The sequence below is a fragment of the Bacillus marinisedimentorum genome (assembly GCF_001644195.2).
In the GTDB taxonomy this organism is placed as follows: Bacteria; Bacillota; Bacilli; order Bacillales; family Bacillaceae_O; genus Bacillus_BL; species Bacillus_BL marinisedimentorum.
The window spans coordinates 1-16,847 of record NZ_LWBL02000066.1; the positions used below are offsets into that span (position 1 = coordinate 1).

The window sequence follows — 16,847 nt, forward strand, 5'->3', positions numbered from 1 at the left end:
GAAAGAAAGATTTCAGGCAAGAACAGTGTCCAGCACCAGTCGCAAGTTGCTATCGCCCTAACTGGTGATCCTCTCCGGAAGGGAATACTGCCTTCCTTCGGTCATTCCCCAATATGCATACGCCGATAAACGGGCGGCTGGCACATTTCTTGCCCGATGGGAAATTGCCGGCAAGGAGGTTATTGACGCAGGGCCAATTTTAAGAAAGATAATGGCCACCTGTGACTTTGTCTTCGTTTTAGGTGTGATAGTCGGCTTTTGGGCATGAATTCGGCGGTATTGCGCGTGAAAAACATATCACTCGGCGTGAAAGAACCGGGAATCCGCGTGAAAGTGCATCCCCTTGACCGCGGCTGTTCGTGAACGGCGTGAAATGCTCTTGGTATGGCGCGAAAGGACAGGCATCCGGCGTGAAATATGCCAACATGAAAGAAGAACAAATTGTTTTTTTATAAAATCAGACAAATCCGCCAGGTCTCCATCCAAAAAGGGGGTTCCTGTGATTACGTACATGAGTAAACAGCTGGCTTTTTGCCGCGGGCTTGCTTTATTCAGTGAACGGTCGTGCGAATTTCCATCCTGGGGAACTCAGTTCGTGCTGTCCATATCGGGATGCAGATCAATCGAAGCGTGAAAACAGGGAGGTTCGGCGTGAAAGTGAGGATGTACGGCGTGAAATAGTCACAACGGCGTGAAAGTCAGGCTGTTGGGCATGAATTCGGCGGTATTGCGCGTGAAAAACATATCATTCGGCGTGAAAGAACCGGGAATCCGCGTGAAAGTGCACCCCTTGACCGCGGCTGTTCGTGAAGGGCGTGAAATGCTCTTGGTATGGCGCGAAAGGACAGTCATCCGGCGTGAAATATGCCAACATGAAAGAAGAGCAAATTGTTTTTTTTTATAAAATCAGTCAAATCCGCCAGGTCTCCATCTATACAAGGGACTTCCCGTGATACCGCAACTGAGTAAATAGCTGGTTTTTGGCCCTCGGCTTGCTTTATACGGTGAATGGACGGCTGTCCGCCTTAAAAAACATCTTCCTGCGGGTACCGCTTATGCTTACACCGCTAAACGGACTCCCTGCGCTTTTCTTACACTTCTCGTGTGGCTGAACACGAGTTCCCGGGCGAAAACTCCCTTATTTTTCGCAGTCTGCGCGCAAAATCACTCCTTTTGACTAGAAAAAGTTACATGGGTTATGACGGCAAAATATATCCACAATAATAACACCATGTTTGTGAAGGGGGCAGAAGATGACTACCTTTACCCATTTAAAAAATGAATTGCTGCTTGCAAAATACGAGTTGGAACAACAGCTTACCGGATATAGCAGGGCAGACAGCACCGGTGGTTTATTGGTCGTTGACGATGAGAAAAAACAATTCATCCGGAAGCAAATCGAACAGGAGCTCTGTGACGTGGAGGCGGCACTTGCCAAATTTGACAATGAAACATATGGCTTTTGTGAAAACAGCGGCAAAAAAATTCCGCAATGGCAACTGGAAATCCAGCCTGCTGCCCGGTGTGCTGATGAGCCGCCCGCCCTTTATATTGCCCATTTGAAAACAGAATAAAGCGGGGCCTTGCGCCTGAATTTGAATCAATTAAAGCACTGGAAAAACGGTAAATATATGAAGACCATTGCCGAGGGGTGCGCCGACAGATTGTTTAACGGAGGAACGTGTGCTAAAATGCAATGGTACAGTTGTTCGCCCGCCGGCACATTTTCTGAATGGAGGCACTCCAGTGTTATATTATTTCATTGCATTTATTACGGTCATCATTGACCAGGTGACAAAGTGGCTGGTTGTCACAAACATGGAATTAGGCCAGCGTATCACCCTTATAGATGGTTTTCTGTATTTTACTTCTCACCGCAACAGGGGGGCAGCGTGGGGAATATTGCAAAACCAGATGTGGTTCTTTTATATCATCACAGTAATTGTCGTCGTGGCTGTCATTTATTATATGGAAAAGCATGCGAGCGGCAAACGGCTTGAACAGTGGGCATTCACCCTTATATTAGGCGGGGCAGTCGGTAACTTCATCGACAGGTTGTTCCGCAAAGAAGTGGTTGATTTCATTGATGTGCATATTTTTACATATGATTATCCGATCTTCAATGTCGCAGATTCCGCACTTGTAATCGGCGTGGCGCTGTTTTTTATTTATGCGCTTTTTTATGAAGGAAAAGAGAAGAAGGAGGCCTGAAATGGAAGCAGAAGTTTATTCGTTAACCGCAGGGCCTGAACACGAAAATACAAGAATTGATAAACTGGTCACCGATCAGGAAAGCGATTGGTCGCGGTCCCAGGTGCAGCAGTGGATAAAAGACGGCCTGGTGCTTGTTAACGATAAAGCCGTCAAAGGAAACTACAAAACCAGGTGTGGCGATCAAATCCGGATTACCGTTCCTGAACCCGAAGAGGTCAACGTGCTTCCTGAAGCAATAGAACTTGATGTCCGATATGAAGATCAAGATGTAATTGTTGTGAACAAATCGCGCGGCATGGTCGTCCATCCTGGGCCAGGGCATTCGTCCGGGACGCTTGTGAATGCGCTTCTCCATCATTGTGAGGATCTTTCCGGCATCAATGGGGAGCTGAGGCCGGGGATTGTCCATCGGATCGATATGGATACATCGGGTTTGATCATAGTCGCCAAAAATGATGCGGCACACCAGCACCTTGCCCGCCAGCTCTCAGAGAAGACCGTCACGAGGAAGTATAAAGCGATCGCTCACGGGGTTGTCAGCCATGATAAAGGTACAATCGATGCACCGCTCGGCCGAGACAAAAACGACAGGAAAAAGATGACAGTTACAGATGAAAACAGCCGGAATGCTGTCACACATTTCGAGGTGCTGGAACGGTTCCAGAATTATACGTATGTGGAATGCGTACTGGAAACAGGGCGGACTCACCAGATCAGGGTCCATATGAAATATATCGGCCATCCGCTTGCAGGGGATCCTAAATATGGACCGAAAAAGACGCTGCCGATTGAAGGACAGGCACTCCATGCTGAGGTTCTCGGATTCATTCATCCGCGGACAGGCGAATATGTAGAACTTCAAGCGGAACTTCCGGAGGATATGGAGAAATTGCTCGAACGGCTGCGCAAAACGAGTTGACATATCCGTTTAATTTTGTGATAATTACATTTGAAAACAAAATGAACCTTTAAGACAGTCCCGTGAGGCTGAGAAGGACCCGGTTCGGATGACAGGCTGCATGTCCCCTGCATCCATTTATTATGACAGAACCCGCAATCCTCCTGCCTTGCTGCTGGGGGATTTTTTAATGGAGGTGAAGGACAGTTGAACCAAAAAGCAGTGGTATTGGATGAACAGGCAATTCGCCGGGCCCTGACGAGAATTGCCCACGAAATTATTGAACATAATAAAGGAATTGAGGATTGTATCCTCGTCGGAATCAAAACCCGCGGCATATACATTGCTAACAGGTTAGCCGAGAGGATTGAACAAATCGAAGGGAAAAGCATACCTGTCGGGGAAGTCGATATTACGCTATACCGTGACGACTTAAGTAAAAAGAATGAAAGCAAAGACCCGGAATTGCACGGTACGAAAATACATGAAGACATTTTTGACAAGAAAGTGATTCTCGTAGATGACGTTCTTTACACAGGGAGGACGGTCAGGGCGGCGATGGATGCGGTCATGGATATCGGCCGGCCGGCCCAGATTCAGTTGGCGGTCCTTGTTGACAGAGGTCACCGGGAACTGCCGATAAGGCCTGACTATATCGGGAAAAACATTCCGACATCAAACTCAGAAATCATCATGGTGAAAATGACTGAGGTCGATGAGCTCGATCAAGTCAGCATATATGAACGTGACTAACCCTTTTAATTAAGTCCCGAGAGGCTTGGAAGGGGGCAGGATACGACGAAGCAGAATATCTGCGGAACACACGGCTGGTCCGTACGCAGTCTGTTGCTGTATCTTTAGCCTCTTTGCGCCTCTCGCAAAGAGGCTTTTCTTTTATCCGAAAATACTATATTCCGGGGAGGAATTATGCATGGAAAAAAATAATATCAAAATGGATGTCAGAGAGGTTCCAAAACTGCATGAGTGGCTGACGTTGAGCCTGCAGCACTTATTCGCGATGTTCGGTGCGACGGTGCTTGTGCCTTTCCTTACAGGATTAAGCCCGGCGGTAGCCCTCATTTCCAGCGGGCTCGGTACACTATCATACTTGCTGATCACAAAAGGGCGCATACCTGCATATCTAGGTTCGTCGTTTGCATTCATCGGTCCGATTATCGCGGCTTCTGCGGCAGGCGGCCCTGAAGCAGCTATGATCGGAAGCTTTATGGCAGGGCTGGTGTACGGAATTGTCGCTGTTCTTATAAAAATGCTGGGGCTGCGCTGGCTGCTTCACCTGCTTCCGCCGGTCGTTGTCGGCCCCGTCATTATTGTCATCGGGCTTGGCCTCGCAAGTGTCGCAATCGACATGGCCATGTATGTACCCGGAACAGAGGACTACAGCCTGACCCACTTTTCAGTAGCGCTTGTCACGCTTGCCATCACAGTAATCGGCTCGATTTTCTTCCGCGGTTTTTTCGGGCTGATTCCAATTCTAATAGGTATTATCGGCGGCTATACATTTGCATATATCATGGGGCTTGTTGATCTGGCAGCCGTCAAAGAAGCAGCCTGGCTGCAGGCACCGGAGTTCATCATTCCATTTATCACGTACTCGCCGGCTGAAGTTTTCAGCTGGGAAATTGGATTGATCATCGTTCCGGTGGCTATCGTTACAATTGCGGAACACATCGGCGACCAGATGGTTCTGAGCAAGATAGCCGGAAGAAACTTCCTTACGAAACCGGGCTTGCATCGATCGATTCTTGGTGACGGTGTTGCAACAATGATTGCTTCATTCATCGGCGGCCCGCCAAATACGACGTACGGTGAAAATATTGGTGTTCTGGCCATCACAAGAGTGTTCAGCGTCTTTGTCATCGGCGGTGCAGCTGCTTCAGCAATCATGTTCGGATTTATTGGAAAGATTTCAGCCCTGATTGAGTCTATCCCAACAGCTGTCATGGGAGGCGTTTCAATCCTCCTGTTCGGTATCATCGCCTCATCCGGTCTTCGGATGCTCATTGATAACCGGGTCGACCTCGGCGAGAAGAGAAATCTTGTCATCTCATCCGTCATTCTTGTGATCGGCGTCGGCGGAGCGTTCGTCCAGCTGTCTGATAATCTGCAAATTGCCGGAATGGCGCTGGCTGCCATTACTGGTGTCATTCTAAATCTTGTCCTGCCTGGCAAGGAAAGCGCCCAGGGAGATATGAGAATGTTTGAGAGAGAGGCAGACGGAAAAGAGGAAGTTGCATAAAAATACATCTTTAATTGAAGTCCGGAGAGGCTTTAAAGGTGTGGATAAAGGAAAGTTACATCTTCCGCACCCCGTATATGAAGAACGGGGCGCTTTTTTAAAAAATAGAACTTTTAAAGGGGATGGTGTAAAAATGTATAATTTATTAACAATGATGGATTTAAATACAGATGAAATCATGGTAATGTTAAAAGAAGCACAACATTTTGCCGAAGGCGGTGTATGGACTCCGGATGATAAACGGTTCGTTGCCAATCTTTTTTTTGAACCGAGCACGCGGACGCGTTTCAGTTTCGAGGTTGCGGAAAAGAAACTGGGACTTGAAGTGCTGAATTTCGAAGCAGGATCATCCAGTGTACAAAAGGGAGAAACTTTGTATGACACGGTACAGACCATGGCTGCAATCGGAGCTGATGCAGCAGTCATCCGCCATCCCCGGGACAGTTATTTCGAAGAGCTGGCAGGCAAGGTTGATATTCCGATTATCAATGCCGGTGACGGATGCGGAAACCATCCGACACAATCCCTCCTTGATTTATTGACCATTTACCAGGAATTTGGCCGGTTTTCAGGTCTGAATGTTGTGATAGCTGGCGATATCCGCCATAGCAGAGTTGCAAGATCGAACGAAGAAATCTTGAATCGTCTTGGTGCAAATGTATATTTTTCCGCACCCGGCCAGTGGCAGTCACATGTGTCCGCTCCCGGCCAGTACATTCCCATGGATGAAGCAGTGGAAAAGGCTGATGTCATGATGCTTCTCCGCATTCAGCATGAACGCCACCAATTAAAGGCAGTCCACTCATCTGAGGAATACCACCTGCAATACGGCCTCACGGCAGACCGTGCCAAACGGATGAAGCGGGAGAGCATCATTATGCATCCAGCACCTGTCAATAGAGGTGTTGAAATAGCAGATGAGCTTGTTGAAAGCAAACAGTCGCGAATTTTCAAGCAAATGAAAAACGGCGTATATGTCAGAATGGCTGTATTGAAGCGGGCGTTACAAATGAAGGGGGACTATGCACATGGATACTATCTTGAAAAATGTTAACGTACTGAATGAAGACGGAAAGCTGATGAAGCAAGATATCCGCATCGCTTCCGGCCGGATAGAAAAAATCGCTGAGACAATTGAACCTTCAGGAAGTGAAGAAGTTAAAGATGCCGGAGGCCTGTTTGCGGCACCGGGACTTGTCGACCTCCATGTCCATTTGCGGGAACCAGGCGGGGAAAAGAAAGAAACGATTGCGAGCGGAACCAGAGCTGCTGCACTTGGCGGTTTCACCACTATCGCCGCTATGCCGAACACAAGGCCGGTGCCGGATCATCCTGACAGGCTGGATTGGCTTAACAGGCGCATACAGGAGACAGCAGCAGTCCGCGTTCTCCCATATGCATCCATTACTGTACGGGAAGCAGGAAAGGAACTGACCGACTTTTCGGCCCTCTCGGAAAAAGGAGCGTTCGCTTTTACGGATGATGGTGTAGGCGTGCAGTCAGCCGGAATGATGCTTTCCGCAATGAAGAAGGCTGCATCGCTCGGAAAGGCGATTGTCGCCCACTGTGAAGATGACACGCTGAAAAACAACGGTGCGGTCCACGATGGACGTTTTGCTGAAAAACACCAGCTGCGGGGGATCCCGTCTGTTGCAGAATCAGTCCATATCGCAAGAGACGTGCTGCTTGCAGAAGCTTCAGGCTGCCATTATCACGTTTGCCATATAAGCACGAAAGAATCTGTCAGGGTCGTCCGTGACGCCAAGCGGGCAGGCATCCGGGTGACAGCGGAAGTCACGCCGCACCATTTGCTTCTGTCAGAAGATGACATCCCCGGACTTGATTCTAATTTCAAAATGAATCCCCCTTTGAGAAGCAGGGAGGATAAGGAGGCTCTGCTTCAAGGGCTGAAGGATGGAACAATCGATTTTATTGCTACGGACCATGCTCCCCACACCGAAGCTGAAAAAGCGGAAGGAATGGAACTGGCGCCGTTTGGGATTACCGGGCTGGAGACAGCTTTTCCTCTTTTGTATACCTATCTTGTGGAAACAGGGGAAATCAGCTTGAAGGAACTGGTCGAATATCTGACAGTGAAACCATCTGGCACCTTCGGACTGCCTTACGGCACACTGGAAGCCGGTAAGCCGGCAGATATCGTTTTAATCGATTTGGATCATGAAAAAGTGATTGATCCGGAACGTTTCGCATCGAAAGGAAAAAACACACCGTTTGGAGGCTGGAAATGCAAAGGCTGGCCAGCCGTCACATATGTTAATGGGAAACTTGTCTGGGAGAAAGGAAGTGTGCCTGAATGAAACGGCAGCTTATTTTAGAAGATGGATCAGTATTTATCGGAGAAGGTTTTGGAAGCCTTGAGGAAAAAGAAGGGGAAGTCGTTTTCAATACAGGCATGACAGGCTATCAGGAAATCCTGACCGACCCTTCATACTGCGGGCAAATAGTGACGCTGACCTATCCGCTTATCGGAAACTACGGGGTCAACAGGGATGACTTTGAAACGATAAAACCGGCAGTTCACGGGCTAATTGTAAAAGAAGCGGCCGAGTACCCTTCAAATTGGCGGTCAAAAGAACCGATCGGACAATTTTTAAAGGAAAGAGGGATTCCGGCTATCAGCGGCATTGATACACGAAAATTGACAAGAATCATTCGGGAACACGGAACATTGAAAGGCAAAATCTGTTCTATGGATAGTGATCCGGCTGCAGTGGCCGCTGAACTGCGCGCGAAAGACATGCCTCGGAACCAGGTTGAAAAAGTTTCAGCAAAGGATCCGTACCCGAGTCCAGGAACTGGATACCGGGTGGTTCTGGTCGATTTCGGGATGAAACACGGTATTCTGAGGGAACTTAACCAGCGCGGTTTTGATGTCGTCGTTGTGCCTTATAATACGACTGCTGAGGAAATTCTGAGGCTTCATCCTGACGGGATCATGCTGTCAAATGGACCAGGGGATCCGAAAGATGTCCCGGAAGCAGCTGAAATGATACAGGCGCTGCTCGGCAAAGTGCCGATTTTCGGCATTTGCCTTGGCCATCAGCTGTTTGCCCTGGCGTGCGGCGCCAATACAAAGAAAATGAAGTTCGGGCACCGCGGCGCGAATCATCCGGTCGTCGATCTTCAGACAGGAAAAGTTGCCCTCACATCTCAAAATCACGGCTATACCGTAACAGGTGATTCAGTGGATCAGACGGAGCTGATTGTAACCCACAAGGCGCTTAATGATGAAACGATTGAAGGCTTGCGCCATATACGGTATCCGGCTTTCACGGTTCAATACCATCCTGAAGCATCGCCCGGGCCGCATGATGCCAATCAGCTATTTGAAGACTTTCTCAGCATGATCGAAACGGAACAGAAGAAAGGGGAACAGACATGCCAAAGCGTAAAGATATAAACAAAATACTAGTGATCGGTTCAGGACCAATCATCATTGGCCAGGCGGCTGAGTTTGATTACGCCGGGACACAGGCATGCCAGGCTCTTAAAGAAGAAGGATATGAAGTCATTCTTGTCAATTCGAATCCGGCAACAATCATGACAGATACAAATATTGCCGACCGTGTCTATATTGAGCCGCTTACCCTTGATTTTGTCAGCAGGATCATCCGGAAAGAGCGACCTGATGCCCTTGTGCCGACACTAGGCGGACAAACCGGCCTGAACATGGCTGTCGAGCTTCATGAATCGGGTGTTCTTGAAGAGTGCGGAGTGGAAATACTGGGCACGAAATTATCGGCAATCCAAAAAGCGGAAGACCGCGAAGCGTTCCGCCAGCTTATGGGTGACCTCAACCAGCCGGTTCCGGAAAGTGAAATCATCCATTCGATCCCTGAAGCTTATGATTTCGTCGGCAAAGTCGGCTACCCGATCATCGTGCGGCCGGCATATACACTCGGCGGCACTGGAGGGGGGATTTGTAAAAATGATGAGGAACTTGAGGAAATCGTCGCGAGCGGCTTGAAAAACAGTCCGGTCAATCAGTGCCTGCTCGAAAAAAGCATTGCCGGGTATAAAGAAATTGAATATGAAGTTATGAGGGACAAAGACGATAATGCCATTGTTGTCTGTAATATGGAAAATATCGATCCTGTCGGTGTCCATACCGGTGACTCCATTGTTGTAGCGCCGAGCCAGACGCTCAGTGACAGGGAATACCAGCTCCTCCGCAATGTTTCGTTAACCATTATCAGGGCGCTTGAAATAGAGGGCGGGTGCAACGTGCAGCTTGCCCTTGATCCTGACAGTTTCGACTACTACGTCATTGAAGTGAATCCGAGGGTCAGCCGTTCGTCTGCACTGGCATCGAAAGCGACCGGTTATCCAATTGCCAAGCTGGCAGCCAAAATCGCTGTCGGCCTGACGCTAGCGGAGATGAAGAACCCGGTCACTGGTAAAACGGTCGCCTGTTTTGAACCGGCCCTTGATTATGTCGTAACGAAGATTCCGCGCTGGCCTTTCGATAAATTTGAATCAGCCAACCGGAAACTCGGCACCCAGATGAAGGCAACCGGTGAAGTGATGGCGATTGGCCGCAATTTTGAAGAGTCACTTTTAAAAGCGGTAAGATCTCTTGAAACAGGTGTGTATGACCTTGTGATGGAAGGAACTTCTGAACTGACGGATCAGGAAATCGAGGCAAGGATACGCACTGCTGACGATTCCCGCCTGTTTATCGTCGCAGAAGCATTCCGGAGGGGCTTTGACATTGAAACAATCTGGTCCTGGAGCAAAATCGACCGATTTTTTCTTCATAAAATCAGCAAGCTTGTCAGCATGGAAAACGAGCTCCGCGCCAATCCGGGCAATGCAAGTGTTTTGGATAAAGCGAAACACAGCGGGTACAGTGACAAGGGGATTGCCGGCCTGTGGGGAATGGACGAAGAGGAAGTGTACAAAATCCGTAAAGAAAGCGGCTTAATGCCGGTTTATAAAATGGTTGATACCTGTGCGGCGGAATTTGAGTCCCTGACCCCTTACTTTTATGGTACGTATGAAGAGGAGAACGAATCGGGGAAAACCGATAAGGAAAGCGTGCTGGTCCTCGGCTCAGGCCCGATAAGGATTGGCCAGGGGATCGAGTTTGACTATGCGACTGTTCATTCGGTCTGGGCGATAAAAGAAGCCGGTTATGAAGCGATTATCATCAACAATAACCCGGAAACCGTTTCGACCGACTTCAGCGTCTCCGACAAGCTGTATTTCGAGCCGCTTACAATCGAAGACGTCATGCATGTCATCGAAATTGAACAGCCGGCCGGCGTCGTCGTCCAGTTCGGAGGTCAAACGGCCATCAATCTGGCAGACGGTCTTGCCAGACGGGGAGTGAAAATCCTTGGCACGTCGCTTGAGAACATGGACCGTGCGGAAGACAGGGACAAGTTCGAACAGGCGCTTCTTGCACTGAACGTTCCCCAGCCGCTTGGCAAGACTGCGGTATCCGTCGAAGAAGCGGTTGCCATCGCGGAAGACATCGGGTATCCGGTTCTCGTCCGCCCATCTTATGTCCTTGGGGGCAGGGCGATGGAAATCGTCGACAGGAAGGAAGAGCTGCTGCGCTACATGGCAAACGCCGTCAAAGTCAGCCCTGCCCATCCGGTTCTCATCGACCGTTATATGATAGGCAAGGAAATCGAAGTCGATGCAGTATCTGACGGAGAAAATGTCCTCATTCCAGGAATCATGGAACATATCGAAAGGGCAGGGGTCCACTCCGGTGATTCAATTGCAGTTTATCCGCCGCAAAGCCTGACAGATGAAATCAAAAGCCAGATCATTGACTATACAACCTCTATCGCGCGCGGACTTGATATCAAAGGCCTTTTGAACATCCAATTTGTTGTCTATCAGAATCGGGCGTATGTGCTGGAAGTCAATCCGCGTTCAAGCAGGACGGTTCCATTCCTGAGTAAAATTACCGGAATCCCGATGGCGAATCTCGCGGCAAAAATTATTCTTGGCAAAACCCTGATCGAACTCGGTTATGCCGGGGGCTATCATCCTGAACCTGCCGACGTGTTTGTGAAAGTTCCTGTTTTCTCCTTTGCAAAATTGCGGAGAGTGGATATTACACTCGGACCTGAAATGAAATCAACAGGAGAAGTGATGGGGCGCGACCGGACGCTTGAAAAGGCACTGTATAAAGGCTTGATTGCTTCCGGCATCGACATTCCGACTTATGGTTCTGTTCTCTTCACAGTTGCTGATAAAGATAAAGAAGAAGCGCTGCCGCTTGTTGAGCGTTTTTATAAGATCGGTTACCAGATTCTTGCGACAGAAGGAACGGCAAGTCACATCCAGGAAGCAGGCATTCCGGTCACGGTTGTCAATAAAATCGGTGCACCGAGCCAAAACCTTTTGGATATCATCAGGCAGGGCGGCACTCAGTTTGTCGTCAATACACTCACGAAAGGGAAGCAGCCGGCACGTGACGGCTTCCGCATCCGCCGGGAATCTGTCGAAAATGGCATTGCCTGCCTGACATCACTCGATACGGCCGAAGCGATTTTGCGAGTCCTCGAATCGATGACTTTTTCTGCAGAATCCATTCATCTATTGGAACGAAATGAGGTCATGGGAGTATGAAAAGGACGGAAAGAATGAAGGTTGTTTCTCAAAAACTCATTGCTGAAGACATTTATGAACTGGTGCTTACCGGTACACTTGTAGAAGAGATGGGTGAACCCGGGCAGTTTGTGCACATCAAAGTGAGCGACGGTAACGATCCGCTGTTGAGGAGACCGATCAGCATTTGTGACATCGACCATGAGGCACAAACATTTACGGTGGTTTACCGGAAAGAGGGGAGAGGGACAGCCGTTCTTTCCGAAAAAAAGCAGGGAGCGGAAGTGGACGTGCTCGGACCGCTGGGCAATGGATTCCCGGCGGCTGCAACAGACGGAGGGCAGACAGCCCTTCTTGTCGGAGGCGGAATCGGCGTACCGCCGCTCTACTATCTTTCTAAAAAACTGAAGAAGCTCGGTGTGAAGGTCATTCATGTTCTCGGCTTCAAGACGGAAGGCGCAGTATTTTATGAAAAGGAATTCAACGCTCTCGGAATGACACATATCACGACAGAGGACGGCAGTTTTGGAACAAAAGGATTTGTCACTGATGTCATCGAAAAGGAAAACCTTTTATTCGATACGATGTACGCTTGCGGCCCAACTGCCATGCTTAAGGCGGTCAGCAGCGGGAAATCGGACAGCAGCGTCTTTATCTCTCTTGAAGAAAGAATGGGATGCGGAATTGGCGCCTGTTTTGCCTGCGTGTGCCACACAGCGGATGATCCTGATGGGTTTTCATATAAGAAGGTTTGCAGTGACGGACCGGTATTCCGTGCAGGAGAGGTGGTGCTTCCATGAATCGTTTAAGTGTCGATCTGCCGGGGCTTCAACTTAAAAATCCGGTGATGCCGGCATCAGGCTGTTTCGGCTTCGGGAAGGAATTTGCAGAGTTCTTTGATCTTTCTGTGCTCGGGGCTATCATGATCAAAGCGACCACAGAAGAGCCCCGCTTCGGCAATCCGACACCAAGGGTGGCGGAAACACCGGGCGGGATGCTGAACGCAATCGGCCTTCAAAATCCCGGTCTCATAAAAGTGATGGAAGAAGAGCTGCCGTGGCTCGAACAGTTCAATGTACCAATCATCGCAAACGTAGCAGGTTCACAGGTAAAAGATTATGTAAAGGTGGCTGAAACCGTTTCGGCAGCTCCGAACGTAGCTGCACTGGAGCTTAATATTTCCTGTCCGAATGTAAAGCAGGGAGGCATCACGTTCGGAACGATCCCTGCCGTGGCGGCGGAACTGACAGCAAAAGTTAAGGAAGTATCCGCCGTTCCCGTATACGTGAAGCTGTCGCCAAATGTGACCGATATCGTCGAAATGGCCAAAGCGGTCGAACAGGCGGGGGCCGACGGGATTACAATGATCAACACTCTTCTCGGCATGCGCCTTGATTTAAAAACGGCACGGCCTGTTTTGGCAAATGGGAGCGGTGGTCTCTCGGGTCCGGCGGTAAAACCGGTTGCCGTGAGAATGGTTTATGAAGTGAGCCGGAATGTGTCGATTCCCATTATCGGAATGGGTGGAATCCAGACAGCTGAAGACGCACTTGAGTTGATTTATGCTGGTGCCAGTGCTGTTGCGGTAGGCACAGCCAATTTTGTAGATCCATTCGTAACGCCAAAAATCATTGAGGCGCTGCCGGATGTGCTTGATCAATATGAAATCGGCCATATTTCCGAAGCGGTTGGGAGGAGTTGGAAACAGTATGGAACAGTCCCTCATTGTTGCACTTGATTTTTCCGGCCAAAAAGAAACGGCTGATTTTTTACGCAAGTTTAAGCATGAGCCTCTTTTTGTGAAAGTCGGGATGGAATTGTTTTACAAGGAAGGGCCGGCTGTTATGGAGATGCTTAAACAGGATGGGCACCGTATATTTTTGGACTTGAAGCTTCATGATATTCCGAATACGGTTTACAGAGCCATGAAAAATCTTGCTGCACTTGGGGCTGACATGGTTAACGTCCATGCTGCAGGGGGAAGCAGCATGATGGAACATGCTGTCGAAGGTCTGGAAGCCGGCACCCCCGCTGGTACAGACCGTCCCAGCTGTATTGCCGTCACACAGCTGACAAGCACCGATGAGCATATGCTTTTTCATGAACTCCAGATCCAAAGACCGCTTGAGGAAGTTGTCCTTCATTATGCAGGTCTTGCGCAAAGGAGCGGATTGGACGGCGTCGTTTGCTCTGTACATGAGTCCGCTTCTATAAGCAAGTCATTCGGACGGGAATTCATAAAGGTGACCCCGGGCATACGGCCGGCCGGAAGCGGAGCCGGGGACCAAAAACGAATCGCTATGCCCCATGAAGCAAAAAAGGCCGGCAGCACGGCGATTGTAGTAGGACGTGCGATTACACAAGCGGACGACCCGGTTTCCGCTTATCAGTCGATTAAAAAGGAATGGATGGGATACGATGAGTAAACAAATTGCCAGGCACCTTCTTGATATAGGTGCTGTCGCTTTGCGGCCCGAACAGCCGTTCACGTGGTCGTCCGGAATGAAATCGCCGATTTATTGCGATAACCGTCTCACACTTTCTTTTCCGGATATCAGGTCGGACATCGCTGCCGGTTTCAAGAAGCTGATCGAAGAAAAGTTTCCAGAAGCTGAGCTCATCGCCGGTACGGCTACTGCCGGAATCCCTCATGCCGCCCTTGTCAGCGATCTGCTGAACCTGCCGATGTGCTATGTCCGCTCAAAAGCGAAGGGACACGGGAAAGGGAATCAGATTGAAGGGGTAGCGACTTCAGGGCAAAAGGCGGTTGTCATTGAAGACTTGATTTCTACAGGCGGAAGTGCGCTCGCTGCAGCTTCAGCTTTGCGTGAAGCAGGAGTGGAAGTGCTTGGCATAGCGGCGATTTTCACATACGGCCTTGAAAAAGGGGAAAAGAATTTCCGGGAGGCGGGAATCCCGTTTTATACGCTGACTGAATTCGAAGAATTGATGACGGCTGCCCTCGAAATAGATAAGTTGAAAGCCGAAGATGTTGAAAAGCTGCATAAGTGGAAACGGAACCCGGCCGCTGAAGAGTGGATGGCTTAATTGATGATTGGATTAGAAAAACGCACCGGGCCGGTGCGTTTTCTTATACGGAATGGTTATAAATTCATCAGTTCAAGCAGGACTCTTGAATAATACTGGATTCAGTCAACAACAAGCAATCAGGATTCTGGCTTTTTCAGCCGGTAGACAAGGTCTTCATCAGGAGTCACAAAAACCGTCTGCTGATTATCGTAAGTTACATAGCCGGGTTTGGCCCCGTGTGGTTTGCGAACATTTTTTATCAATGTATAGTCGACAGGCACAGAACTCGAAGAACGGGCTTTACTGAAATAGGCCGCTAGATTAGCTGCTTCTATGATTGTTTGCTCCGATGGATTTTTCGCTCTGATAACAACGTGAGAACCGGGGATATCCTTCGTATGGAACCACAGTTCATCTTTACCGGCTAAACGGTTTGTCAAATATTCATTTTGTTTATTGTTTTTCCCCACGAACACTTCGTGTCCTTCTGAGCTGATATATCGCTCAAGGGAAGGTTTCGACGGCCTGGATTTGGTTTTGGAGCCGCTGCGGCTCCTTTTTTTCAGATACCCCTGGTCGGCCAGTTCTTCCCTGATTTCTTCAATATCTTTCGGTGCCGCTGTTTCCACCTGCTGAAGCAATGTTTCCAGGTACTTGATTTCTTCTTCCGTTTTATCCATCTGTCCTGTAATGACTGTAACGGAGTTTTTGGCCTTCTGGTATTTTTGAAAATAGGCCTGCGCGTTTTCTGACGGCGATTTTTGCGGGTCGAGCGGAATGTCGATTTGCCCGCCGTTTTCATCGTAATAGTTTGTCACTGTCACGCTCTTATCACCTCGGCTGACTGCATAGATGTGGGCGGTCAGCAGTTCGCCGTACAATTTCCATTTATCCGCATTTCGGCTGTCGGCAAGGGTTTTTTGCAGTTTTTTGATCTTCTTTTTGTATTTGTTTATTTCGTTTTTAAGAAGCCGCTCAAAATCGTTTCCCTGCTGTTTGACGCGGTCCCGCTCCGCTTTACCGTAATAAAATCGGTCGAGCATTTCACTTACAGAGCCATATGTGGTCCGGTCTCCATTCACGTGATCCAAGTCGGTAATGTAAAATACATCTTTGCCCCCATGCCTGATGATTTGCGGTGTATAATCATGCTGTTTCAGCCTGTCCATGAACCGAATGAAACTGGCAGGAAGAGTTTGCCTGTTAGGAAGTCCTGCACGATGGACGATTTCTTTTGCAGCAAGAGGAGACAGTCCGGCGAATTGCTGGACAAGCTGCATATGGAGCTTGCCGCTGTTGAAATCGATTTTCCGGACGATGTCTTCCTGTGACATATCGAACGGGTCGGCTTTATGCTGTTCAGGCGGTGCGATGTACTCCCTGCCCGGCATGACCGTCCGGTGCCGGTTGACAGCAGGGCTCAAATGCTTGATGCTGTCGAAGATGATTCCTTTTTCACTGTCCACCAGTATAATATTGCTGTGCCGGCCCATTATCTCAACGATGAGCTTTTTATATGAAAAGTCCCCGATTTCATTTTTTGACTTCATATGAAAGACAAGGATCCTGTCCATGTCCTGCTGTTCGATTTTTTCAATGATGCTGCCTTCCAGGTGTTTGCGCAGCAGCATGCAAAACATCGGCGGTTCCGCCGGGTTTTCGTATTGCTCTTTTGTCAGATGGACCCTTGCATAGCTTGGGTTGGCCGACAGCAGCAATTTATGTTTTCTTCCGGATGCCCGGATATGGAAAAGAAGATCGTATTTATACGGTTGATAAATTTTGGCTATCCGCCCGGTGCCGATTGCATTTTGCAACTCAAAAGCAGCAGCGCGCGTCAATAAACCATCATAAGACATG

The 16,847-nt window shown here is 49.0% G+C and carries 16 protein-coding genes; 15 read left to right on the forward strand and 1 reads right to left on the reverse strand.

Annotated elements, in window-relative coordinates; genetic code table 11:
• The first annotated feature begins 511 nt into the window (after window positions 1-511).
• The 15 genes from A4U59_RS22435 to pyrE all read left to right on the forward strand — a co-directional run bounded on the left by A4U59_RS22435 (window position 512) and on the right by pyrE (window position 15,005).
• Window positions 512-634: a hypothetical protein gene (locus tag A4U59_RS22435; RefSeq protein ID WP_281183838.1), complete on the forward strand. Its 123-nt coding sequence runs from the start codon at window positions 512-514 to the stop codon at window positions 632-634.
• A 181-nt stretch (window positions 635-815) separates the two neighbouring features.
• Entirely contained in the window at window positions 816-953 is a 138-nt protein-coding gene (locus A4U59_RS21920) for a hypothetical protein (protein WP_169824005.1), read from the forward strand.
• 300 nt (window positions 954-1,253) lie between these two features.
• Window positions 1,254-1,574 carry a TraR/DksA family transcriptional regulator gene (locus A4U59_RS18565; RefSeq protein ID WP_066175061.1) on the forward strand — a complete coding sequence of 107 codons (321 nt, stop codon included), beginning with the start codon at window positions 1,254-1,256 and terminating at the stop codon, window positions 1,572-1,574.
• Window positions 1,575-1,746: 172 nt separating this feature from the next.
• On the forward strand, window positions 1,747-2,211 hold the full coding sequence (lspA, locus tag A4U59_RS18570) for a signal peptidase II (RefSeq protein WP_066175063.1): 465 nt from the start codon (window positions 1,747-1,749) through the stop codon (window positions 2,209-2,211).
• 1 nt (window position 2,212) lies between these two features.
• Complete coding sequence (locus A4U59_RS18575; protein WP_066175065.1) at window positions 2,213-3,133, forward strand: RluA family pseudouridine synthase; 921 nt, start codon at window positions 2,213-2,215, stop codon at window positions 3,131-3,133.
• A gap of 186 nt (window positions 3,134-3,319) precedes the next feature.
• On the forward strand, window positions 3,320-3,865 hold the full coding sequence (gene pyrR / locus A4U59_RS18580) for a bifunctional pyr operon transcriptional regulator/uracil phosphoribosyltransferase PyrR (protein WP_066175067.1): 546 nt from the start codon (window positions 3,320-3,322) through the stop codon (window positions 3,863-3,865).
• Window positions 3,866-4,043: 178 nt separating this feature from the next.
• Window positions 4,044-5,369, forward strand: a complete 1,326-nt coding sequence (locus tag A4U59_RS18585; RefSeq protein ID WP_066175069.1) for a solute carrier family 23 protein — start codon at window positions 4,044-4,046, stop codon at window positions 5,367-5,369.
• A 133-nt stretch (window positions 5,370-5,502) separates the two neighbouring features.
• Window positions 5,503-6,423, forward strand: coding sequence for an aspartate carbamoyltransferase catalytic subunit (locus tag A4U59_RS18590; protein ID WP_066175166.1), 921 nt, complete (start codon window positions 5,503-5,505; stop codon window positions 6,421-6,423).
• Window positions 6,398-7,687, forward strand: coding sequence for a dihydroorotase (locus A4U59_RS18595; protein WP_066175071.1), 1,290 nt, complete (start codon window positions 6,398-6,400; stop codon window positions 7,685-7,687). The genes A4U59_RS18590 and A4U59_RS18595 overlap by 26 nt, the downstream gene beginning before the upstream one ends.
• Window positions 7,684-8,790: a carbamoyl phosphate synthase small subunit gene (locus A4U59_RS18600; protein WP_066175072.1), complete on the forward strand. Its 1,107-nt coding sequence runs from the start codon at window positions 7,684-7,686 to the stop codon at window positions 8,788-8,790. The genes A4U59_RS18595 and A4U59_RS18600 overlap by 4 nt, the downstream gene beginning before the upstream one ends.
• Complete coding sequence (gene carB / locus A4U59_RS18605; protein ID WP_066175073.1) at window positions 8,769-11,978, forward strand: carbamoyl-phosphate synthase large subunit; 3,210 nt, start codon at window positions 8,769-8,771, stop codon at window positions 11,976-11,978. The genes A4U59_RS18600 and carB overlap by 22 nt, the downstream gene beginning before the upstream one ends.
• On the forward strand, window positions 11,975-12,757 hold the full coding sequence (locus A4U59_RS18610) for a dihydroorotate dehydrogenase electron transfer subunit (protein WP_066175076.1): 783 nt from the start codon (window positions 11,975-11,977) through the stop codon (window positions 12,755-12,757). The genes carB and A4U59_RS18610 overlap by 4 nt, the downstream gene beginning before the upstream one ends.
• A complete protein-coding gene (locus A4U59_RS18615; protein ID WP_066175078.1) occupies window positions 12,754-13,695 on the forward strand; it encodes a dihydroorotate dehydrogenase in 942 nt (313 codons plus the stop codon). Before A4U59_RS18610 ends, A4U59_RS18615 begins: the two co-directional genes overlap by 4 nt.
• Window positions 13,667-14,383, forward strand: a complete 717-nt coding sequence (pyrF, locus tag A4U59_RS18620) for an orotidine-5'-phosphate decarboxylase (protein WP_066175079.1) — start codon at window positions 13,667-13,669, stop codon at window positions 14,381-14,383. Before A4U59_RS18615 ends, pyrF begins: the two co-directional genes overlap by 29 nt.
• Window positions 14,376-15,005: an orotate phosphoribosyltransferase gene (pyrE, locus tag A4U59_RS18625; RefSeq protein ID WP_066175081.1), complete on the forward strand. Its 630-nt coding sequence runs from the start codon at window positions 14,376-14,378 to the stop codon at window positions 15,003-15,005. The genes pyrF and pyrE overlap by 8 nt, the downstream gene beginning before the upstream one ends.
• Window positions 15,006-15,124: 119 nt before the next feature.
• Here the strand turns inward: pyrE and A4U59_RS18630 are convergent, their stop codons facing one another.
• The gene (locus tag A4U59_RS18630) at window positions 15,125-16,846 is read right to left on the reverse strand and encodes an Rqc2 family fibronectin-binding protein (protein WP_066175083.1); all 1,722 of its coding nucleotides are present in this window, start codon (window positions 16,844-16,846) and stop codon (window positions 15,125-15,127) included.
• Window position 16,847 lies beyond the last annotated feature (1 nt).